This window comes from Prevotella intermedia ATCC 25611 = DSM 20706, assembly GCF_001953955.1.
Taxonomy (GTDB): Bacteria; Bacteroidota; Bacteroidia; order Bacteroidales; family Bacteroidaceae; genus Prevotella; species Prevotella intermedia.
Map to the genome: position 1 here is coordinate 16,307 of NZ_CP019301.1, position 22,647 is coordinate 38,953.

Sequence of the window (22,647 nt, forward strand, 5' to 3'; positions counted from 1 at the left end):
AACAACAAACAATAATAAAATATGATTATGAACTATTACATCATTACAGAAACCAATTTGACAAAGCTCCGGGATGAAATCTTGAGCCTTGCAGAATGCTGCCACAAGGCATTCGGAGAGAAAAGCAAGCACACGGACTGGCTGCACAACGGAGATGTTTGCCGGCTGCTGAATATCAGCAAGCGCACCTTGCAGCATTATCGTGATACGGGTGTGCTGCCGTTTACGCAAATCGGACACAAGTGCTATTACAAGCGTGAGGATGTGGAAGCATTGCTTCTTACGAAGTCTAACAAACCTAAAAACAGACAGATATAATGGAAACAGCAAGAGACTTGAACATGGAGACGGACGAGATGCAGCTGGTCATCTTGGCATTGAGAGGTGTAGGCAAACGGATTGTGGAAGTGGCGCAGACGCACAAGCCACTCTTTGCAGGCGAACTTTTCCTCACAGGCAAGGAAGTGTGCGAACGGCTGTATATCAGTCCCCGTACCTTGCAGGACTATCGGGACAAAAGGATTATTCCCTACACGCAGTTTGCAGGAAAAATACTCTACAAGGCTTCGGACTTGGAGAGAATGTTGGAGGAGAATTACAAGTGAGGGGATTGATTTTGTATAACTGAAACTCTTCATATTCTATTCCACAATATGTTGTTTGACTTATAAAATAAATTTAGATATTCAACACACATAAGTATTTATTGCAAAATACTTATTTTTGGGTATTGCGGCGTTTTTATATCTTTGCTACTTTTGCAAAATAAACATTGCAGCTATGCGAATACACAATATTTATATAGTAAGAGCGCAAATAGGCTCGTTCAATCAATCGCACCGTTCGATTACGAAACGGTGCGATTTTTTTATGAACAAAACAGAACTTGGTTCATTATTTAAAGTTTTCATGGGCGTATGCAGAAACTGAAAGACGACATTCGGCAGCGTATCGTTGCCGTGGCGCGCGAGGAATTCATCGCTCACGGCGCACGCAGCACGTCTATCCGCACGGTGGCGCGGCGTGCAGGCATTGCTGCTGGCAACGTGTACAACTACTTCCGCAGCAAGGACGAGCTGTTCTGTGAGGTGCTGCGGCCACTGCTCAACGAGCTGAACCGCTACATTCTGTCGCACAACGAGGAGCGGCACCTCTGCATCGAGGTGTTCGACGCACTCGATTTCCAGAACGAATACATCGGCGCAATGAAGCGAATGGTGAGGCTTTACCGCCCCGAGCTGCGCCTGTTGCTGTTCAATGCCGAAGGCACATCGCTTGCGGGGTACAAGGAGAGAATAGCTGAACACCAACTGAAAGCAGGCACTGAATACCTGCGACTGATGAAAGCGCGCTATCCGCACATCAACATCGACATATCGCCCTTCTTCCTGCACATTGCGAGTTCTATGTGGGTGAACATCTTCTGCGAGCTTGTGGAGCACGAGGAGTACGACGAAAGCGAGGTGAACCGTGCGCTCGAGCAGTATGCCGCTTACAGTATGGCAGGGTGGAGAGAGCTGATGAAACCGTAGAAATAACAACCTTTTAACATATATAGAAGAAGATGATAAGAATACTGAAACGCTTAGGACGTTACATGGGAGGGCGCAAGCCGTTGCTGCCCTGCTCGGTTGTGCTGTCGGCAGTGAACGGACTGCTGTCGCTCGTACCCTTTATTTTCCTGTGGTTGGTGGTGCGCACGCTGCTCACTGCCGACGGAAACCTTGCCGATACGCCCGTATGGGACTATGCCATTGCGGCGTTCGTGGTGTCGGTGGCGAATGTTTTGCTCTATTTCGCCGCCCTCATGCTCTCGCATCTTTCCGCTTTCCGCATCGAAACCAATATGCGGCGCACTGCCATGGAACGGCTGATGCGGGTTCCGTTGGGCTTTTTCGACACGCAGAACACGGGGCGCATGCGCAAGATAATAGACGAAGATTCGAGCCAGACCCACACTTTCGTGGCACACATACTGCCCGATGTGGCAGGCAGCGTGGTGGCTCCGATAGGCATTATAGTGCTTCTGCTTGCCGTAGACTGGCAGTTGGGCATTGCCGCAATGGTACCGATAGTGTGCGCCTTCGGCATCATGGGCTACATGATGAACCCTAAGAACAACGATTTCCAGCGTATGTACCTCGACGCACAGGAGAAAATGAGTGCCGAAGCCGTGGAATACGTGCGCGGAATACCCGTCGTGAAGGTCTTCCAACAGACGGTGTTCTCGTTCAAACGCTTTCACGACAGCATCATCAACTACCGCGACCTCGTCATCAGGTACACCCTTCTGTGGCGCACGCCCATGTCTGCCTACACCATAGCCATCAATGCTTTCGCCTTTCTGCTTGTGCCTACGGGCATCATACTGATAGGGCACGGCGGCGAAACTGCCATCATCGTTTCCGATATGGTGCTGTATGTGCTCATCGCACCCATCATTGCAGCCAACGTAATGAAAGCCATGCACCTCAGTCAGAACCTCTTTCTGGCAAACGAAGCAGTAGACCGATTGGAGAAACTCACCGCCACGCCACCGCTTCCAGAGAGTTCCAAGCCCGAGAAAGCGACAGTCTTCAACGTCAGTCTGCGCAATGTGTCGTTCCGATACGAAGCGGCGGAGCGCGATGCCGTAAGCCACATCGACCTCGACATACCGCAAGGCAAGACCGTTGCGTTGGTTGGAGCGTCTGGAAGCGGCAAGACAACCATCGCAAGGCTCATTCCACGCTTCTGGGACGTGCGCGAAGGCAGTTTGAGAATAGGCGGTGTGGACGTTCGGCACATGGATAAGGCAATGCTGATGCGCAACGTGTCGTTCGTGTTTCAGAATACCCGACTGTTCAAGACCTCCATTTTGGAGAACATACGCTACGGCAATCCCGATGCAACCATCGAGCAGGTGAACCGTGCCGTAGACCTCTCGCAGAGTCGGGAAATCATCAAGCGGCTGCCACAGGGACTGAACACCGTGATAGGAGCGGAGGGAACATACCTCTCTGGCGGCGAACAACAGCGCATAGTGCTTGCCCGTGCCATTCTGAAAGATGCGCCCATCGTGGTGCTCGACGAGGCTACTGCCTTTGCCGACCCCGAAAACGAGCACCTTATCAGGCAGGCATTTGCCCACCTGACTTGCGGAAAAACCGTGCTCATGATAGCCCACCGACTGACCACCGTGCAAGATGCCGACAACATTGTCGTGGTGGACAAGGGCAGAATAGCCGAACAGGGCACGCACCAACAGCTCATGGAGCAAGCCACATTATATTATAAGATGTGGAACGAATACCAAAAGTCGGTGGCATGGAAACTATAAACCTAAACAGAAAGGACACAAGACAATGATAAAATATCTTCAACAACGGTTCGCCCTCACCGAAAAAGGAGCGAAAGACTTGCGGAAAGGCATCGCCTTCTCTACATTGATGAACCTCGCATTGATGCTGCCGCCCACCTATTTGTTCTTCTTCCTCATGGAACACATCGACGCCAAGACCTCCACCGAGCCGCACACGCTGTGGTTCTATGTGCTTGTGGCAGTGCTCTTGGCAGTGTTTATGTTCTTCATAGCCCTCCGACAGTACGACAGCACCTACACCACCGTCTACAACGAGAGTGCGCAACGCCGCATCGGAGTGGCGGAAAAACTGCGCCGACTGCCCCTCGCTTTCTTCGGCGAACGCAACCTTTCCGACCTCACCTCTACCGTGATGGAAGACTGCACGATGCTCGAGCAAACCTTCTCGCACGCTGTTCCCCAGCTGTTTGCGTCGGCTCTGAGCGTCGTCATCATCGGCGTGGGCATGTTCTCCTACAACTGGCACCTGGCTTTAGCCCTCTTTTGGGTTGTTCCGCTCGCCGTAACCGTACTGTTGCTGTCGCGCCGTCAGCTCCACAAAGCCTTCGTTCAGCACTATAAAGTGAAGCGTGGCGTAACCGAACAGATACAGGAAGGGCTGGAATGTATGCAGGAAATAAGGTCGTACAGTGGCGAACAGGCATACTGCCGCAGCTTCGACAAGCGGCTGAAGGGCTACGAACACGAGCTGGTGCGTGGCGAACTCGTGGCAGGAGTCTTCCTCAACCTCGCCGGAATGCTGCTCAAACTCGGCATGCCCACCGTTATATTGGTGGGAGCGTGGCTGTTGCAGCAGGGCGAAGTGTCGGTATTCACCTACTTGGCTTACCTCTTGGCATCGGCAATGGTCTACAATCCCATTATCGAAGTGTGCAACTACCTTGCCCTTCTCTCCTTTCTCGATGTGCGCATCAACCGTATGAAGGAAATAGAAGGTATGCCCACGCAGGAGGGAAGTGCAGCCGTACAACTCGAAAACTACGACATCGAGTTCCGCAACGTAAGTTTTGCCTACGAAACCGAGAAGCAAGTGCTGCACAATGTCTCGTTCACGGCACGCCAAGGCACCGTTACCGCCCTCGTGGGACCGTCGGGTGGGGGCAAAAGTACTACTGCCAAGCTCGCCGCACGCTTTTGGGACATTGCCGAAGGACAAATTCTTGTGGGTGGAAACAACATCTCGAAGATTGACCCCGAAACTCTGCTGAAACATTATTCCATTGTTTTTCAAGACGTATTGCTGTTCAATGCCTCTATTGCCGACAATATCCGAATCGGCAAGCGCAACGCTACCGACGAGGAAGTGCGCCACGTTGCCCGACTGGCGCAGTGCGACGACTTCATCAGTCGAATGCCGCAAGGTTACGATACCGTTATCGGCGAAAACGGCGAAACCCTTTCGGGTGGCGAGCGGCAGCGCATTTCCATTGCCCGCGCCCTGCTGAAGAATGCCCCAATCATACTTCTCGACGAAGCCACCGCAAGCCTTGACGCCGAGAACGAGACGAAAATACAAGCGGGCATCTCCGAACTGGTGCGCAACAAAACCGTCATCATCATCGCCCACCGTATGCGCACCGTCCGCAATGCCGACCACATCGTGGTGCTTAGCGGCGGTACGGTGAGCGAACAGGGCACGCCCGACGAGCTGTTGGCTCGCAACGGCGAGTTCGCACACATGGTTCGTCTGCAACAGGAAAAACGGCAATAATACCTCTACACCAATCGCTCGCAAAGGATTATGGCAAACAGCAACAGCCTATGGCTTACGACGCGTATGGCGACCGTGCAAATTGGACGCGTTTATCCAATAAGTTGGACAGACAAGTCCAATGAGCTGGACAAATTAGTCTAATTAGTTGGACAAATTGATCCAATGACATAAGTATTAAAGGTTTCTGGCGACCGTTCTGAGGTAGTAATAACAACCGGTCAGAAATAGTAATAACAACAAAGATAAAACAACAATGAAAATCGTAAAAATCAACAGTAAATTCAAGCAGTTGGCAGACTGGATACTCTGCCACCGTCTTGTGGTCGGTGCGTTGTTCGCAGTCATCGTCGCCTTCTCGTTTGTGGGAGCGAAGCGCATCGTGATGAAAACTTCGTTCGACGACTATTTCGTGAGCGACGACCCGATGCTGCTCAAGACCAACGAGTTCAAGTCTATCTTCGGCAACGACTACTATGTGGCGGTGCTGGTGAAAAACAAGGACATCTTCTCCCAACGCAGCCTGACGCTCATTCGCGAACTGAGCAACGAACTGAAAGACAGCCTGTCGTATGCCGACAAGGTAACGTCGCTCACCGATATTGAGTTTGCCGTAGGTACGGAGGAGGGTATGACCATCGAACAGATTGTCCCCGACGAGATTCCGTCTGATGCCGCTTCGCTGAATGTAATCCGGCAGAAAGCGTACAGCAAACCGTATTTGGCAAAGAAGATGGTGTCAAACGACGGCACGATGACGTGGATTATGGTGAAACTGCGGCCGTTCCCCGAAGACAGCGTGTGGAAGAAGACGAGCGACATTGCGCCCGATATGATTACGGGCAAAGAAGCGGGACACATCATCGGCAAGGCGAAATACGCCGAACTGTCGCCCAACGCCGCGGGAATGCCCTATCTGGGCTACGAGAAATTCGTTTATCTCAAAAGCGAACTGGGGCGGCTGTTCCTCTTTGCCTTCATCATCTCCATCGTTGTGATGTTCATCGTAACCCGTTCGCTGCGCGGCGTTGTTGCACCACTGCTCACGTCCGTGTTCGGACTGCTCATCAGTTTCGGCATCATCGGCTGGACGGGCATTTACATTGACATGACCACGACAATGATAGCCGTGATACTGACTTTTGCCTGCTCCATCGCCTATAACATTCACCTGTACAATTTCTTCAAGACGCAGTTTGTTGAAACAGGCAAGCGCAGGGAATCAATCAAGGAAGCCGTAGGCGAAACCGGTTGGGGCGTGTTGCTGTCGGGACTTACCACCGTGGCTGCCATGATGACGTTCCTGTCAATGAAGATAGTACCGATGCGAGCCATCGGCATCAACACCTCGCTCTGTCTGCTTGCCGTGCTGCTCACCTGCCTGCTGCTCACACCCATCCTATTGTCGTTCGGCAAGGACCGCGAGCCTGCCGCCGATATGTCGAAGAGTTTTGAAGGATATATCGGCAAACGATTCGAACAGTTCGGCAGTTTCGTGATACGCAACCATCGTTCCATTGTCGTTTCGTCGGTTGTGCTGACTATCTTCTGCGGTATCGGACTCTTCTCCATCGAGCCGGCGTTCGACATCGAAAAGACGATGGGGCGGAAGATTCCCTACGTAAAGAAATTCCTCGACCTCTGCGAAACCGACCTCGGTTCGATTTATTCCTACGATCTTATGATTACCTTGCCGCACGACAACGACGCCAAGAAGCCGGAGAATTTGCAGAAACTCGACCGACTGGCAGAGATTGCGGGTGGCTACAAGCTGACGAAACGCCACAATTCCATCACCGACATCGTGAAAGATATGAACTGTACGCTCAACGGCAACAAGCAGCAGTTCTACCGTATTCCCGACAATGCCGATATGGTGGCGCAGTTGCTGTTGCTCTATGAGAATGCGGGCGGTACGGAATCGGAATACTGGATGGATTACGACTACAAGCGGCTGCGGTTGCAGTTGGAGATGAAAGACTACAACTCCAACGAGGCGGAAAAGGAAATGAACGACTTGCAGGCGGAGGCGCGCAAGCTCTTTCCCGGCGCACACGTCTCGGTGGTAGGCAGCATACCGCAGTTCACCGTGATGCAGCAGTATGTGGAGCGCGGGCAGATGTGGTCGATGCTGTTGTCGGTATTGGTCATAGGCGTTATCCTCGTGCTTGTCTTCGGCAACTGGAAAGTGGGGCTCGTTGGGATGATACCGAATATTGCCCCCGCCATCATCGTGGGCGGTATGATGGGTTGGTTGGGCTATCCGCTCGATATGATGACAGCCTCGCTCATTCCGATGGTCTTGGGTATTGCCGTCGACGACACCATTCATTTCATCAACCACAGCCATGTGGCATATGATAGGTGCGGCAATTATGCAGAAGCCATCAACCGAACTTTCCGCACCGAAGGACTCGCCATCGTCATGTCCACAGTCGTCATCTCGGCCACGTTTACGGGCTTCGTCTTCTCCGACGGCACACAGATGCGCAATTGGGGCATTCTGGCTGTGGCCGGTATGATGTCGGCACTGCTGGCAGACCTCTTTCTCGCGCCAATTCTTTTCAAGTATCTCCGTGTATTCGGGAATGATAAGCGGACTTCCTCGGAAGCGGTAAATGAACTTCCCAAGGAACGACAAACGAACTTCCTTAGTAATAACAAAACACCATAAAATATAACGATATGAAAACAAAACATTTCACATTGCTGCTCATCTCCATACTGGCGGTGTGCGGCGCGCAGGCAGCAGGGCTGTCGGGCAGAGACATCATGCAGAAAGTAAGAAACCGCGCAGACGGCGACACACGTTATGCCACCATCGAAATGACGCTCATTCAGAAGAGCGGGCATAAGCGTGTGAGGAAACTCGAATCGTGGGCAATGGACATAGGCAATGATACGAAGAAAATCATGTTCTTCACCTATCCCGGCGACGTGAAGGGTACGGGATTCCTCACTTGGGACTACGACAATACCGCCAAGACGGACGATAAGTGGCTCTATCTTCCGGCAATGAAAAAGACGAGGCGCATCAGCGGGAAATCGTCGAAAACCGATTACTTCATGGGCAGCGACTTTACCTACAACGATATGAGCGCCCGCAGCGTGGACGAAGAGAAGCATACGCTTCTGCGCGAAGAAATGTTGGGCGGTCAAAAATGTTGGGTGGTAGAGTCGGTACCCAACGACAAGGATGAGATTTACACACGCCGCGTCACCTGGGTTCGGCAGGACTGCCTGATGGCGGTAAAGGCGGAATACTACGATAAGCTGAACAAGCTGCACCGTAGGCTCACGATTTCCAACATAAATAAAGTGCAGGGCTTCTGGACGATGCACCTTATGCAGATGGAGAATGTACAGACGGGACACAAAACCATTATCCGTATGGACAATCAGAAGTTCAACATAAAGCTATCGCCTAACCTTTTCACTGTTTCCCAACTGGAGAAAGGACTCTGATATGAAACTATTTATGCTCTTGCTTGTGCCGATACTCTCGGTGCAGGCAGCGGCCCAAATCGATAATACATTGCCGGCCGATAGCGACACCATCGGTTCGGAATGCACTCCACAGGAAACGGTCGAAGCATCGGACGATAATGCCTTGCAGGTGCAGGTGAAAGGTTTTCTTGACACCTACCATGCCGTCAGGACGGAGGGACGTGCCGACTGGATGGCTTCGCGAACTCGGGCGCGGGGAGAACTCAAACTCGAGAAAGGGGCGGCTTCGCTCTTCCTATCTCTGAACGCCACCTACAACGGAATATTGAAAGAACGCACAGGACTGGAATTGCGCGAGGCTTATCTCTCTTATGCAAAGGGCAACTTCGACCTGCGCGTGGGGCGGCAGATTGTCGTATGGGGCGTGGCGGATGCACTGCGCGTTACCGATTGCGTGTCGCCGTTTGACTATACAGAGTTTCTCGCACAAGACTACGACGACATTCGCATGCCCGTCAACGGGCTGCGTGCAAAATACACAAGAGGTTCGGTCACCCTTGAAGCCGTGTGCAATCCTGTGGCAGACTTCTTCGTGTTGCCGACAGACGAGCGCAATCCGTGGGCGATACGCCTGCCGTCTGCACCACAGCCTTACACCACCGACTTGGAAAGCGGCAAGCCGGAGAAGAAAATCAAGAATATGGAGTTTGGCGGACGGGCAAGCGTCAATCTCAGCGGAATAGACTTCTCCGTGAGTGCCTTGCGGACGTGGAACAAGTTGCCCGCCCTTTGCCCTGCCCTGTCGGGCGATGGAAGGACGCTCCACATCAACGGACAGTACCGCCGTATGACGATGTTGGGTGCCGACTGCTCATTGCCCGTCGGTCAGTTTGTCCTCCGCGCCGAAGTCGCCGAGTACATAGGCGAGGCACAAGGAAGCGGCTTGGGGCAGAATGCCATGCGGCGCAACACCCTCAACGCCCTTGCAGGGGTAGACTGGTATCCGGGTAACGACTGGAACATCAGTGTGCAGTATTGCCATAAATACACATCGGGCAATCTCGCAGCGCTCTCCGTCTATCGCAATGCCGGACTTGCCACAGCAAGACTCTCGAAGGAACTGCTGCACAACACGCTGAAACTCTCCACCTTTGCCTACATCGACGTGGCAAGCGGCGGCATCTTCAACCGCCTTTCCGCCTCCTATTCTCTCAACGACGATATAGAACTCACCGCCGGCTACGACTATTTCCATGCCAACAAAGGCAAGTTTGCCATGTATGGTAAGAACTCCGAAGCGTGGGTGAAGATGAAGTATAGTTTCTGATTCCATTTTAATACATGAAATGATTATACTCAAAATAAAAATAACTTGTGAAAGTGCGTAAAGAAGAAAAATAGAATGTAGTCATAGGGTAGTAATGCTTGTCTTTCTCTAACTACATTCTAATTTTCTTTCTATCACAATTTTATATCTTTTGTAGTTATGTCGTAGATTGATATCGATGAAAAAGAAAAGTGTATCAATTGATACTGCCATTGCAGTGTAGGTATATCTGCTCCCTCACAGGTACAGGGCGTTGCAGTTCTCGACAGATGTATTTCCTGAACAAGTGTACTTCCGTGCTGTCCAATTGATAAGATAAAGCGATGATGATTGAAAGCGGATAAAGTGGGGCATAACCTTTTAACAGCCTATTTACGAATACTTCCAACTCCCCTGTATCCCTTTCATCGGGACGTAGGGAAGATACTTTTAGTAGTTGCTGCAGACGATAGTTGAGTTTCTTCCATGTTACACCGAAGAAGTCAACGAGCTCACTCTCGGTCATGGCTATATCACCTTTGCCTTTACGAATGATTTGCATCTTGTCGCCCCACTCGAAATAGCTGCGCTCTCTTTTTGTTTGATGGTGATTGACATTCATACGGCTTCCTCCCTTATTTCTTCTTTTTGATGTTTCCTAATCAATCTGTCCATATCCTCCGAAATCTTATTATCGGTAACCTGTGCGTAGATTTGAGTACTGGATATAGAGGCGTGCCCCATCATCTTGGCAATGCTTTCGATAGGTATCCCTGCACTTAAACTCATCGTGCCGAATGTGTGCCTCGCCATGTGGTAGGACAACCGTTCTCTGATGCCACACGCCTTACCCACGATGCTCAGCTTTGCACTCATCACGCTACGGCTACAAGCACAGTGAAAAATAAAGTCGTCGCCTTTTCCTTTCACTGTCTGCATTTCTTTCATGCTCAGTTGTTCTTTCTTGCATTGATTGATGATGGCCTCCGCTATCGGGTGCAGGGGCACAATAAACTCCACCTTTGTCTTCTGCCTTTCTTTACGGATATATTTCTGTCCGTCGGCTGCCGTTTGAATGTGTCCAAATTGCAAATGTTCCATATCAGCAATAGCCAAGCCCGTAAAGCAGGCAAAGATAAACATCCGTCTTGCTTGTTCTGCTTCCTTATCAATTACTCTCAATGCCATGAGTTTGGCAACATCGCTCTTTTGCAGAAAGCGTATCTTCTGTTTCACTTTCTCATACTTGGCATTCTCAAAAGGATTACAGCGAATGAGCCTTTGACTGACCGCACGATACATCAGCCTACTCAGCCAACAAAGATAGCGATTCATGGTTGCTGTTGCCAAGCCTCGTTTTTTCAGATAGAAACGGTATTCTTCAAACAAGTCTTCCGGTATAGTGGCTATGACTATATCCGTCATTCCCTTATCCTTTACAAACTCCGTAAGTAACTTATCTGAATAGAGAAGATTCTGATAGGTTCCCTCAGCTCTTGATTTGCCCACGCACTCTTTAACGGATTGCAGTTCTGCCTTGCTCATGGCAAGAAGTGTTGTCGGCATGGTGGCTATCCCCTGCAAACGGTTCTTGAGCAGTTCCACGCTTACCACTCCGTCCTTTATCAATATCTCCTGATAGGTCTTTTCTACAAGTTCTTTGAACTCGTCGATTCTTTGATTGGTTTTCTTGTCGGTTGTCAGTCCTTTCCTGCTGTTCCACTCGGAGGATTTGCATTCCTCGCCTGTGGTAATGGCGGTACTCTTTCCGTCTATGGTGATACGGCAGAGAATGGTGGTCTTGCCGTCTGCCTTTGTCTTCTGTCTGTTGATATAGAATAGTGTCTTGAATGTACTTCTCATTGTCTTGTTGTTTTAATTTCTGGAATGAATGCATAAGAATATACAAAGTATAAAGATTAGATAGCCAACTGCATATCTTCGGTGAAAGAAATGAAACGGTTAAACTCCTCAAAGAGTTTCTGTGGTGTAACCTTTGCATAACGTTCGGTCATACTTACGTTCGTATGTCCGAGCATCTTACTCACCGTTTCGATTGGAACGCCCTGCTCTAAGGTGATAAGTGTGGCAAAGGTATGTCTTGCCATGTGCGAGGTAAAGGGAAAAGAAATACCTGCCCGTAGTCGCAAGGCTTTAAGACAGGACTGATAAGTGGGATATTTGATGAAAGGCAGCAGCGTTTCCCTTTCATCGCTGTGCATTTTCTCAATTAAGCGAACTGCTTCCGGCAACAACTTGATACGACAAAGCACACCCGTCTTCTGTCGGTTGAACTTCAACCACAAACTACCTGCATCATCACGAACAAGATGCTTCTTGCTTAGTTCCATCAAATCATAATAGGCTGCACCGGTATAGCAAGCGAAGAGAAATACATCACGAGCGGTTTCCATTTCTTTTTCCAATTCACCAAAGCAGATTGCTTTCAGTTTGTTCAATGCTTCCTTGTCAAGTGCCTTGAGTGCTTTCTTGTTTCCGCGTTCTATATGGACTTTGTCAAACAGAAGCGTATCAGCCAGCCCCTCACGATAAGCCAGCCTACAGATGGTCTTCAAATCTGCTGCAACTCTGAAAAATGTGCTTTGCTGATGACCGAGTTCGCCAAGACAGAATGTCTGCAATTCATAGATAAAGCTTTCTGTGAGATGCGAGAATGCTAAATCCGAAACATGGTATTTCTTCTGAATGAACTCTTGCAACCGTTTCCGAGTGGAATGATAGGCAGACACAGACTCTTCCTTGATGTCTATACCGATATGGCTTTCTTTCTCCTTGATGAGCATATCCAGTCTTTCGATGAGCATACAGCGAGTTTGAACGCTGCCTTGAAACAGTTCCTTTACATTGATTGCGTCAAATGGCTGTCCTTTGGCAACCGACGACTGATAGGCAGATTGAATGGAAAGCAACAGGTTCTCCAATCTCCCATTAATCTCCACCGCCTCATGGCTCTTACCATCCATCCTGCTCTCACGTGGATTCCATAAATCGGGATTGCAGGAGAGTTTACAACTAAACTGAACAATGGAACGCTCAATGGTAATACGTCCCATAATCGGAGCCTTGCCCGACTTGTCCAAACCGCTCTTTTTAAGGTAGAGCAACACCTTCATCTTTTCTGTTTTCATACGCTTTAATATTTGTGGGCAAAATTACCCGAATTAAAGTGTTCCTCACTTACGCAGAAAACTGCTGACCAAAGCAACAGCCACACGAGCGAAAATAATTTGGTTACCTATTTCTTCTCCATCGTTACCAACATCAAAACAAGGTAACACTCTGGTAACTGAACTTCTGCCTAAATCTGCATATTCCTGCCCTTTACAAATAGAGCAGTCTTATGCAAATCATTTCGTTTCCATCTCATTATCAGTTAGTTTATGTCAACTTCGACATTTTTTCATTTTCATTGATTAGTTACATAACCACCTCGCTATCAATGCATTGCAAAACCTATTGTTTTACGTTCCAAAAGCGTAGGTTTTGCATGGTAAAAGTGCTGTTTTACGCTGCAAAACAGTCGCTTTTGTTTTTCGTGGACACCCTGCTCGTATCTTTAATATGTTTCAACCATTCGCTGTTATAACAGTTACATTATTTGTAAATACACGTAGAAAACCGAAAAACGGATAGGCGATTGTCTTTTTTCCTTGTTTTATTTCTTCCTTTGCAATTTTTTTTGTAACTTTACAGCATAATAGTTCGCAGCCAACTCGGAGGAAGCGTGGGACGCTTTCTGTGGAAAGGTATGCTGGCTCTGCATCGAAAGCACGAGTTTACTCCGATATAATACAACGGAACAATGCCACTATATACACGAAAAGACAATAAAAGACGATGGAGATTCAATTTTAATAACCAAAAAATATAAATTATGAAGAAAATTTTGTTGACAATCCCTGCATTGCTGATAACTATTATCGCGCAGGCACAGACTGTACTTACTATCGAAACGAAAAAAGAAGGAACCTACACCTATACCATTAATAGAGATGCAGACAGCATACGTGTCATAGAAGGCGTTGTTGTCAAGGTCTATCCAAAGAATTCTACGGTGTCGGTCGACTACCCTATATCAAAGATTGCTCCCCTCCCTGTTAAAAACAATGCCAATAAGAATACCAAGGAAGACCTTGCTAAGAACAAAGAAGGATGGAGATTGGAGTTTCCACGCTTCTACCAAGGAAGTAATGTAACCTTTGAAAAGTCATATTATATAACCGACATGAAAGGAAACCCAGTTAACTTTTCCATTGAGTGGGACGGTACCAAGAGGGCCAACCGTTGGACTTGCTATCAGATGTATGAAAGCGTAGCCGAAAAGAAAGGGAAACGCAAAGATGCATTTAAGCCAGATACTGACATACCTGCAAAATACCGCTCTGAGCTGAAAGATTATGCCAGTTCGGGCCATTCGCGTGGACACCTATGCCCTTCCTATGACCGCCTATGTTCTGCTGTTGCCAATGAGCAGACTTTCTACCTTACTAATATGCAGCCACAGCTACAAGGTCATAATGGAGGAGTGTGGGCAGGACTGGAGCAACGCATTAAAGACGGGTGGTTCTATAAGAAAGGAACAAGCGAGAAGAAATGCGATACGCTTTACATTGTAAAAGCTGCGACTATAGATAAGAAGGCAGATATCATTGGATATACAAAACAAAATGTGCCGAATGTAAACCATCTGATAATTCCAAAGTATTTCTATATGGCTTTGCTTTCGTACGACTGTGCAACCAACAAGTATAGAGCTATGGGCATTTGGTCGCCACACGTAGCAACAAAGTCGGTTACCGAATACATCACTATCGATGAATTGGAAAAGCGTACCGGCATAGATTTTTTCTGTAACCTTCCAGATGATATTGAGACCCAAGTGGAAAGTACGCTTGACAGCGATTATTGGGAGGTCTCACCCACAAAGAAATCAAAAAAATAATGCCCGCTTTAGCTTAACAGAAAGCAGTACCAAACCACCGTGTTGGTACTGCTTTTTGCTTTACAACCAAAGCATTGAAACAATAGAAAACCAAAAACAACCACTTGTCTTTTGAACGAAAAAAGGGCAATAAGGGTGTAAACATTTTTCACAAGATAAACTATCACATAACCACCTAACTATCAGCGCATTGCAAAACCTATTGTTTTGCAATGCAAAAGCGTAGGTTTTGCACGGTAAAAGCGGCTGTTTTGCGATGCAAAACAGCCGCTTTCGCAATGCCAAATCGAAATTATCGTTTTTCGGCGAAATAATCTTTACAAAATGAGGGCGGTTTTTTGTTAAACCACTCCTATGTACAATACCAACAATGCGAACAAATTACAGGGCAGAATTTATTCTGTTCCTCATATTTGCATCGGCTTTCTATGAACCTATATGCGAGGTATGCAGTTAGTTGTTCAGCTTCATTCGCCTCCAAATCCAGTTCGGAATACGTCGCCACACAGCTGTGAAGATTCGCCAGCGACCATCGATTACACTGACGTGCCGCTTCTTTTCTATGGCTTTCATAATGCTTTTTGCCACATCCTCGGTCTTCATCAGCATAGGGAAGTGAGAGGATTCGGACAGTAACGGAGTATCTACGAAACCAGGGCGAATGTCCGTGAAGCGTATGTTATAACGATGATTATTAGCCAACTGCTCCAAGGCTTGCAGATAAGTGTTCTGCATAGCTTTCGTGGCACTGTAGGCAGGAATGGCTCCCAAGCCTTTTGTGCCTGCCACGGAAGTGATGCAGACAATGTGTCCGCCACCGTGTGTGGCAAAATAGCGATAGGCTTCGCCCACCATACGTACAAAACCAAGACCATTGGTTTGCATTGTCTTCATTTCTTTTTCGGGTTCTAAAGTCGGATTTTTCCACCCGATTCCTGCTGAATGGAAATAGAGGTTCAGCCCTCCCATCTGCTCTATGAGCTGGTAAAGAGCCCCGTCTGCCTTCTCGTTGGTTACATCAATCTGCGCTGTGAATACGCGTTCTGGCGCACAGTTCTTCAAGTCTTCCAACTTCTCCGTGCGGCGTGCTGCCACGCCAACTGTCCACCCTTGCATGATGAGGAGCCTTGCCACCTCATGCCCGATGCCGCTGCTGGCACCTATTACAATAGCTCTTTTCATAGTTCAAAAATTGATTTGTTACCTGTTTGTTAGCTTTCAGTCTGTAAGTTGTTGTTTTACAAAGATAAGAAAAAAGTATCAAACAGCCAAAAAATCGCCCATCTTTCGTTCATCAAAAAGGGGCTGAAACCAGCAAAATGTGGTTTCAGCCCCTTTTGTTTGTTTATTGAAAGGCGTAACTGACGCTGCCTTTACCGAGTTTTAGAACGGTAGGTCGTCGGCTGCGCTGTCTGATGCAGCGGGTGGGAATGGTTCCTGACTTCCGCCTGCTGGTGCTTGTGGCGCAGCAGCGGGTGGCACACTGGCAGCCTGTGCAGCTGCGGCATCAACTCTCTGAATGTTCCACGCACGTATGTTGTTGAACCATCTGCCGTTGTATTCGTGGGCATCGATGTCGAAACTTACGATGATTTCTTCGCCAGCCTTGATGGCAAACTGGTCGATACGGTCGGCACCAAAGATGTTGAAGACCATTTTTCTTGGATATTGGTCGTGTGTTTCGATTACATACTCTTGTGATTTCCACGGACCACGTGCCGATGTTCCTTCGCGTGGCTCTAATACTGCAATGACTCTTCCTTGTAATTCCATGTTATATTTTGCGGTGTTATTAATAAATTTGTTTCTTTAAATACCTTGCATTAGCAAGCTGTGGCTGGGTGTTTGAGCGCAGGCACTCGTACCACTCGCTGGCATTACTTTGGCGAAATTACTAAAATAGTTCTAAAAACAAAAACTTTTACCTGTAAATTTTGTTTTTCACACGACTTTTTCGTATTTTTGTACGATGAAGAAGAATATTTCGGTTTTGAGCCTATGGGCTTATCGGAACATCTTGCATAAAATGAGTTATAACTAAAAATATATAGGAACTAATGAGATTTACTATTTCAAGCACTGCCTTGAGCAGTAGATTGCTGTCGCTTTCACGTGTTATCAACAGCAAAAATTCTTTGCCAATACTAAATTGTTTCATATTTGACGCGCAAAATGGTCAGCTCGCAATCACTGCTTCGGATAGCGAGAACGTTGTACGTATGTCGATGAATCTTGACGCACTCGAGGGCGAGGGCAAATTTGCAGTAAACAACCACAATATTCTCGATGCCGTAAAGGAACTTCCCGAGCAGCCACTCACAGTAGATGTGAATATGGACGAACACACCATTTACATCAGCTATCAGAATGGTTCATACAATTTCCCTATCTTGGAGGCAGACGAGTTTCCTATTCCACAACCCATTTCTGCTGACGCAACAAACATTACGCTGAGTGCAGAAGTGTTGGTAGAAAACATTACACGCTCGCTTTTCGCTACTGCGCAAGACGAGCTTCACCCTGTGATGAACGGCGTTTACTTCGACCTCACGGCTGACAGTCTGGCTGTTGTGGCTACCGACGGACACAAGTTGGTGCGCAACCGTGTGTTCTCTGTGAAGAGCGATGTTCCCGCAGCTTTCATCTTGCCAAAGAAACCTGCAGCATTGCTGAAGGGCTTCATAGCAAAAGACGGTGGCGACGTGGTGGTTCGCTTCGACGCTCGTTCGGCTGAATTTTCGTTCGGAGAGGGCATTTTGATTTGCCGACTCATTGATGGAAAGTATCCGAACTACAACAGCGTGATTCCAGAAAACAACCCTTACCAAATCACCATCGACCGCAAGTCGCTCATTGGTGCTATTCGCCGTGTGCTGCCATTCGCAAGCGATTCTTCACAGCTCATTCGCTTCCACATTGCAAACGGACAGTTAGACCTCAGCGCAGAAGACATCGACTTCGCAACAAGCGCAAAGGAAAGTATGACTTGCACGTACGAAGGCAACCCAATGAACATTGGCTTCAAGGGCAGCAGCATCTTGGAAATACTGGGCAACCTGCAAAGCGACGAAGTAAATATACAGCTGGCAGACCCATCACGTGCAGGGCTCGTTGTTCCTGCAGAGCAGCCAGAAGGCGAAAACGTGCTTATGCTCGTTATGCCTGTATTGCTCAACGATTAATAAGATATAATTAAATGTGTGGGCAGATTTTCAACAGAAGTCTGCCCACACACATTATAAATAATAGCAGAATGTTACTGAACTTAACAAAACCCTTGATAGTTTTCGATTTGGAAACGACAGGGCTCGACCTTGTAAAAGACCGCATCATACAATTATCGTATATAAAGGTATTCCCCGATGGGAAAGAAGAAAGAGAAAACCTTTTCATCAACCCTGAGAAAGAAATTCCGCAAGAAGTAGAAGAACTTACAGGCATCACCAACGACGACGTGGCTGCCGCACCAACGTTCAAAGAAAAGGCAGCCGAACTGGCAAACAAGTTCACGGGCTGCGACTTTGCAGGTTTCAATTCCAACCGTTTCGACATTCCGTTGTTGGCAGAAGAATTTCTGCGGGCAGGCGTAGACTTCGATTTCTCGAAGTGCCGACTCATCGATGCACAAAACATTTACCACAAAATGGAACGCCGCAACCTTGCCGCTGCCTACGAATTTTACTGTGGCAGAAAGATGGAAGACGACTTCACAGCCCACAAAGCCGACGAAGACACCGAAGCAACGTGGCGTGTACTGCAAGGACAGATTAAGATGTATTCTGCTGAAAACCAAGACGAACCAGAACGCATACTGAACAACGACATGGGCGAACTGGCAGAGTTCTCGCGTATGAACGACAATGTAGACTTTGCAGGGCGTATCGTTTGGAAAGATGTTACCGACAAAGACGGCAACACCTTGCTCGACGAACACGGACAGCCACGTCGCCACGAAGTGTTCAACTTCGGCAAATACCGTGGTTGGGACGTGGCAGAAGTGCTGCGCAGAGACCCTGGTTTCTACAGTTGGATATTGGCAAACGACTTCACCTACAACACCAAACAAGTGCTTACACGCATTCGCCTTCGCGAATTTAACAATCGATAGCTATGCTCAAAGGAAAGAAAATCGTTCTCGGCATCACAGGTTCTATTGCCGCATATAAAAGTTGTCTTATCATTCGTCAACTCGTAAGGCAGGGTGCAGAAGTTCAAGTGGTCATAACGCCCAGTGGAAAAGAGTTCATCACCCCTATCACACTGTCGGCACTGACACAGAAACCAGTCATCAGCGATTTCTTTTCTCAACGCGACGGCACGTGGCACTCGCACGTAGACCTCGGCTTATGGGCTGATGCTATGCTCATTGCGCCCTGCACAGCCGCAACATTGGGCAAGATGTGCCACGGAATAGCCGACAATATGCTCGTTACGACCTACCTTTCCATGAAGGCTCCTGTGTTCATCGCCCCCGCAATGGACCTCGATATGTACAAACATACCTCTACGCAAGAGAACATCGACACGCTGAAACGCAGAGGAAACCACATTATAGAAGCAGGTAGTGGTTTCTTGGCAAGCGGCTTGGAAGGCAAGGGACGCATGGAAGAACCCGAAGCCATTGTGGCTTTTTTAGACCAATACTTCGACAACAACACCGTTGCCACACAAGATTTGGAGGGAAAAAACGTGCTGATAACAGCAGGGCCTACATACGAAAAGATAGACCCTGTACGTTTTATAGGTAACTACTCGTCGGGAAAGATGGGCTTTGCCCTTGCCGAAGAGTGTTTCAAGCGTGGTGCCAACGTTACACTCGTGGCTGGACCTGTACACATAGCGTGCTCGGAAGGCATCAACCGCATCGATGTAGAAAGCTGCGAGCAGATGTACGAAGCCTGTCAGCAAGCCTTTCCTGCTGCCACCGTCGCCATATTGTGCGCTGCCGTGGCTGATTTCAAGCCTCTGAGCTTCTCCGATACGAAGATTAAGCGAGAAAAGGACAACCTGCACATCGACCTGCAGCCCACTCACGACATTGCAGCCGCTTTGGGACAACAGAAGACAAGCCAACAACGCATCGTCGCTTTCGCATTGGAAACAAACAACGAGGAAACAAATGCTTCGGCAAAGTTGGTGAAAAAGAATGCCGATTTTATCGTGCTGAACTCCACACGCAATGCCGGCACGACCTTCCAGACGGACGACAACCAAATAACTATTATTTCAAAAGGAGGAAAGAAAGAATATGAAAAGAAGCGTAAACACTTGGTGGCTCGCGACATTATTGACGAGCTGGTTTCTATTCTTTAACAACCACGCCACAGCGCAGGAGTTGCAAGCAAAGATAACCATCAACCACAACCAGATACAGGGTACCGACAAGTCGGTGTTCGAGAACTTGCAGCAAACCCTCGAACAGTTTGTGAACGAACGACAGTGGACTAACCTCAAGTTCCAAAAGAACGAACGCATTGTTTGCAACTTCAACATCACCGTTACAAAATACGACCAAAGCAGCAACGCCTTCACCTGTACGGCACTCATACAGGCGAACCGACCTATTTACAACTCGGCATACACCTCTACATTGTTCAACATTAAGGACGGCGACTTCAACTTCGAGTTTGCACAGTTCGACCAAATAGAATTCAACGAAGAGAACATCGACAACCAACTCACTGCCCTCTTCGGCTACTACGCTTACCTCATCATCGGCTTAAACCTCGATTCGTTTGCGCCTATGGGCGGCGAAGACATTCTGCAACGCTGCATGAACCTTACCAACAACGCACAGAACCTTAGCTTTACAGGTTGGAAAGCATTTGAAAACTCGAAAAACCGCTTCGCCATCATCAACGATTACCTCGACGGAGGTATGAAACCCTTCCGCCAATTGCAATACGACTACTACCGAACGGGCTTGGACGAAATGGCAAACAGTCCCGAACGAGGCAGAACAAACATAACAACGGCGTTGCAAAACGACTTGAAAAAGGCACACGAAGACAAGCCTATGAGTATGTTGCCACAGATTTGGACAGACTATAAGAAGGACGAGCTTGCCAATATATACTACAAAAAGGGCACGCAAAAGGAAAAAGAGGCTGTCTACGAAATTCTTTTCGGCATCAATGCAAGCCAAAACGCATCGTGGGACAAGATTAAACAATAAGACAAACAGCTATGCTCAAGCATCTTTATATAAAGAACTTCACGCTCATCGACCAATTAGACATCGACTTTCGCAACGGTTTCTCCGTTATCAGTGGCGAAACGGGTGCAGGAAAGAGCATTATTCTTGGGGCTATCGGCTTGCTCTTAGGCAACAGAGCCGATAGCAAACAGATAAAGCAAGGCGAGAAAAAATGCGTCATCGAAGCTACGTTCAGTCTGCCAAAAGGTGCATTCGACACGTTCTTTACCGATAACAACATCGACTTCGATGCCGATGAAACCATTCTCCGACGCGAAGTTGGCAGCAACGGAAAATCACGTGCATTCATCAACGACACGCCTGTTGCACTGAACCTGATGCGCGAAGTGGGCGACCAATTGGTGGATATACATTCGCAACACCAGAATTTGCTTTTGCAGAAAGAAGACTTCCAGCTCAACGTTATCGACATATTGGCTGCCAACGACAAGGATATGGCAGCCTACAAAGCCACTTTCAAGGCGTATAAAGATGCTGAAAAAAGGTTGGAACAGATAAGAAAGCAACTGAAAGAGAACGCTGAAAACGAAGAGTTTATGCGTTTTCAGCACGAAGAACTATCAAGTGCGAACCTGCAAGAAGGGCAGCAAGAGGAACTCGAGACCGAAAGCAAGACTCTCTCGCACGCAGAAGACATCAAGGCATCGCTCTACAATGCCGACAATGCACTGAACGAAGACGAGACTGGAGCGGTGAAACAACTAAAGTCTGCCGCCGAAACCATAGCGGGCATAGCCAACGTTTTTCCTAAAGCCGAAGAACTTTGCAACCGCCTCGACACCGCTTATATAGAGGTGAAGGATATTGCCGAGGAGGTGAGCAGGGCGACAGGCGACATTGATTTCGACCCCAACAGATTAGATTACATCAACGAGCAGTTGGATAAAATCTATCATCTTGAAAAGAAATTCCACGTAGAAACCATCGCAGAGCTGCTCGCCATACAAGCCGAACTGAAGCAAAAGTTAGACGGAATAGACAACAGCGACGAACTTCTGAAGGAAGCCGAGCAGGAACTTGCTGCGAAACAAGCCGACTGCACCACGCAGGCTGCCCTACTGACCAAGGGCAGAGAGAAAGCTGCAAAGGCTATTCAGAAGGAGATGAAAGAAAAACTCGTGCCTATGGGCATACCCAACGTGCAGTTCGACATTCAGTTCGAGCCAAAGCCACTGGCTGCCGACGGTGCCGACAAGGTGCAATTCCTTTTCTCTGCCAACCGCAACAATCCGCTGCAACCCATTGCACAAGTGGCTTCGGGTGGCGAAATAGCCCGCGTTATGCTCTCACTAAAGGCGATGATAAGCGGTGCTGTAAAGCTGCCAACCATCATTTTCGACGAGATAGACACAGGCGTAAGCGGCAAGATTGCCCAGCAAATGGCTTTCGTAATGCAGCAGATGGGCAGCAACAACAAGCAGGTAATCTCCATAACACACCTTCCGCAGATTGCAGCATTGGGCACAACGCACTATAAAGTGGAGAAACGCGACACGCCAACAGGCACCACCAGTCAGCTAAGAGAACTGACAACCGACGAAAGAGTGGCTGAAATAGCACAGATGCTCTCTGGTTCAGACATTTCGGAAGCAGCCTTGCAGAATGCCCGAGAACTATTAAACAGCAACCAACCCTCGTAAAC

General features: G+C 48.2%; 19 protein-coding genes. 14 read left to right on the forward strand and 5 right to left on the reverse strand.

Annotated features, from left to right (window positions below):
- The first annotated feature begins 27 nt into the window (after positions 1-27).
- The 8 genes from BWX39_RS08655 to BWX39_RS08695 all read left to right on the forward strand — a co-directional run bounded on the left by BWX39_RS08655 (position 28) and on the right by BWX39_RS08695 (position 9,846).
- Positions 28-318 (forward strand): helix-turn-helix domain-containing protein, encoded by a 291-nt coding sequence (locus tag BWX39_RS08655; protein ID WP_028906118.1) that lies wholly within the window; start codon positions 28-30, stop codon positions 316-318.
- Complete coding sequence (locus BWX39_RS08660; protein ID WP_028906117.1) at positions 315-605, forward strand: helix-turn-helix domain-containing protein; 291 nt, start codon at positions 315-317, stop codon at positions 603-605. Before BWX39_RS08655 ends, BWX39_RS08660 begins: the two co-directional genes overlap by 4 nt.
- 312 nt (positions 606-917) lie before the next feature.
- Entirely contained in the window at positions 918-1,532 is a 615-nt protein-coding gene (locus BWX39_RS08670; protein WP_028910947.1) for a TetR/AcrR family transcriptional regulator, read from the forward strand.
- A gap of 32 nt (positions 1,533-1,564) precedes the next feature.
- Positions 1,565-3,319 (forward strand): ABC transporter ATP-binding protein, encoded by a 1,755-nt coding sequence (locus tag BWX39_RS08675; protein ID WP_028905992.1) that lies wholly within the window; start codon positions 1,565-1,567, stop codon positions 3,317-3,319.
- Between the two features lie 25 nt (positions 3,320-3,344).
- Positions 3,345-5,072 carry an ABC transporter ATP-binding protein gene (locus BWX39_RS08680; RefSeq protein WP_028905993.1) on the forward strand — a complete coding sequence of 576 codons (1,728 nt, stop codon included), beginning with the start codon at positions 3,345-3,347 and terminating at the stop codon, positions 5,070-5,072.
- Positions 5,073-5,328: 256 nt separating this feature from the next.
- Complete coding sequence (locus tag BWX39_RS08685; protein WP_028905994.1) at positions 5,329-7,746, forward strand: efflux RND transporter permease subunit; 2,418 nt, start codon at positions 5,329-5,331, stop codon at positions 7,744-7,746.
- A gap of 11 nt (positions 7,747-7,757) precedes the next feature.
- Complete coding sequence (locus BWX39_RS08690; RefSeq protein ID WP_004367589.1) at positions 7,758-8,537, forward strand: outer membrane lipoprotein-sorting protein; 780 nt, start codon at positions 7,758-7,760, stop codon at positions 8,535-8,537.
- Position 8,538: 1 nt separating this feature from the next.
- Positions 8,539-9,846 (forward strand): DUF1302 family protein, encoded by a 1,308-nt coding sequence (locus BWX39_RS08695; RefSeq protein ID WP_028905995.1) that lies wholly within the window; start codon positions 8,539-8,541, stop codon positions 9,844-9,846.
- A 196-nt stretch (positions 9,847-10,042) separates the two neighbouring features.
- Here the strand turns inward: BWX39_RS08695 and BWX39_RS08700 are convergent, their stop codons facing one another.
- From BWX39_RS08700 to BWX39_RS08710, 3 genes are read right to left on the reverse strand one after another with little or no spacing between them, the layout of a single operon-like run.
- Complete coding sequence (locus BWX39_RS08700; protein WP_028905996.1) at positions 10,043-10,447, reverse strand: hypothetical protein; 405 nt, start codon at positions 10,445-10,447, stop codon at positions 10,043-10,045.
- Positions 10,444-11,688 carry a site-specific integrase gene (locus tag BWX39_RS08705; RefSeq protein WP_028905997.1) on the reverse strand — a complete coding sequence of 415 codons (1,245 nt, stop codon included), beginning with the start codon at positions 11,686-11,688 and terminating at the stop codon, positions 10,444-10,446. The genes BWX39_RS08700 and BWX39_RS08705 overlap by 4 nt, the downstream gene beginning before the upstream one ends.
- 56 nt (positions 11,689-11,744) lie before the next feature.
- Positions 11,745-12,974 (reverse strand): site-specific integrase, encoded by a 1,230-nt coding sequence (locus tag BWX39_RS08710; RefSeq protein WP_028905998.1) that lies wholly within the window; start codon positions 12,972-12,974, stop codon positions 11,745-11,747.
- Between the two features lie 746 nt (positions 12,975-13,720).
- On the opposite strand from BWX39_RS08710, the gene BWX39_RS08715 reads away from it, so the two are divergent.
- Entirely contained in the window at positions 13,721-14,788 is a 1,068-nt protein-coding gene (locus BWX39_RS08715) for a DNA/RNA non-specific endonuclease (RefSeq protein WP_028905999.1), read from the forward strand.
- A gap of 453 nt (positions 14,789-15,241) precedes the next feature.
- Here the strand turns inward: BWX39_RS08715 and BWX39_RS08720 are convergent, their stop codons facing one another.
- Both BWX39_RS08720 and BWX39_RS08725 read right to left on the reverse strand, forming a co-directional pair.
- Positions 15,242-15,970 (reverse strand): SDR family NAD(P)-dependent oxidoreductase, encoded by a 729-nt coding sequence (locus BWX39_RS08720; RefSeq protein ID WP_028906000.1) that lies wholly within the window; start codon positions 15,968-15,970, stop codon positions 15,242-15,244.
- Between the two features lie 201 nt (positions 15,971-16,171).
- On the reverse strand, positions 16,172-16,561 hold the full coding sequence (locus BWX39_RS08725) for a DUF3127 domain-containing protein (protein ID WP_014708650.1): 390 nt from the start codon (positions 16,559-16,561) through the stop codon (positions 16,172-16,174).
- A 284-nt stretch (positions 16,562-16,845) separates the two neighbouring features.
- Between BWX39_RS08725 and dnaN the strand changes: the two genes are divergently transcribed.
- The 5 genes from dnaN (at position 16,846) to recN (ending at position 22,645) form a co-directional block, all read left to right on the forward strand.
- Positions 16,846-17,970, forward strand: a complete 1,125-nt coding sequence (dnaN, locus tag BWX39_RS08730; RefSeq protein ID WP_028906001.1) for a DNA polymerase III subunit beta — start codon at positions 16,846-16,848, stop codon at positions 17,968-17,970.
- 71 nt (positions 17,971-18,041) lie between these two features.
- The gene (locus BWX39_RS08735; RefSeq protein ID WP_028906002.1) at positions 18,042-18,896 is read left to right on the forward strand and encodes a 3'-5' exonuclease; all 855 of its coding nucleotides are present in this window, start codon (positions 18,042-18,044) and stop codon (positions 18,894-18,896) included.
- Between the two features lie 2 nt (positions 18,897-18,898).
- Entirely contained in the window at positions 18,899-20,101 is a 1,203-nt protein-coding gene (gene coaBC, locus BWX39_RS08740; RefSeq protein WP_028906003.1) for a bifunctional phosphopantothenoylcysteine decarboxylase/phosphopantothenate--cysteine ligase CoaBC, read from the forward strand.
- Positions 20,037-20,963, forward strand: a complete 927-nt coding sequence (gene porD / locus BWX39_RS08745) for a type IX secretion system protein PorD (protein ID WP_051129513.1) — start codon at positions 20,037-20,039, stop codon at positions 20,961-20,963. The genes coaBC and porD overlap by 65 nt, the downstream gene beginning before the upstream one ends.
- Before the next feature lie 11 nt (positions 20,964-20,974).
- Positions 20,975-22,645, forward strand: a complete 1,671-nt coding sequence (gene recN, locus BWX39_RS08750; RefSeq protein WP_028906005.1) for a DNA repair protein RecN — start codon at positions 20,975-20,977, stop codon at positions 22,643-22,645.
- The last annotated feature ends 2 nt before the right edge of the window (positions 22,646-22,647 follow it).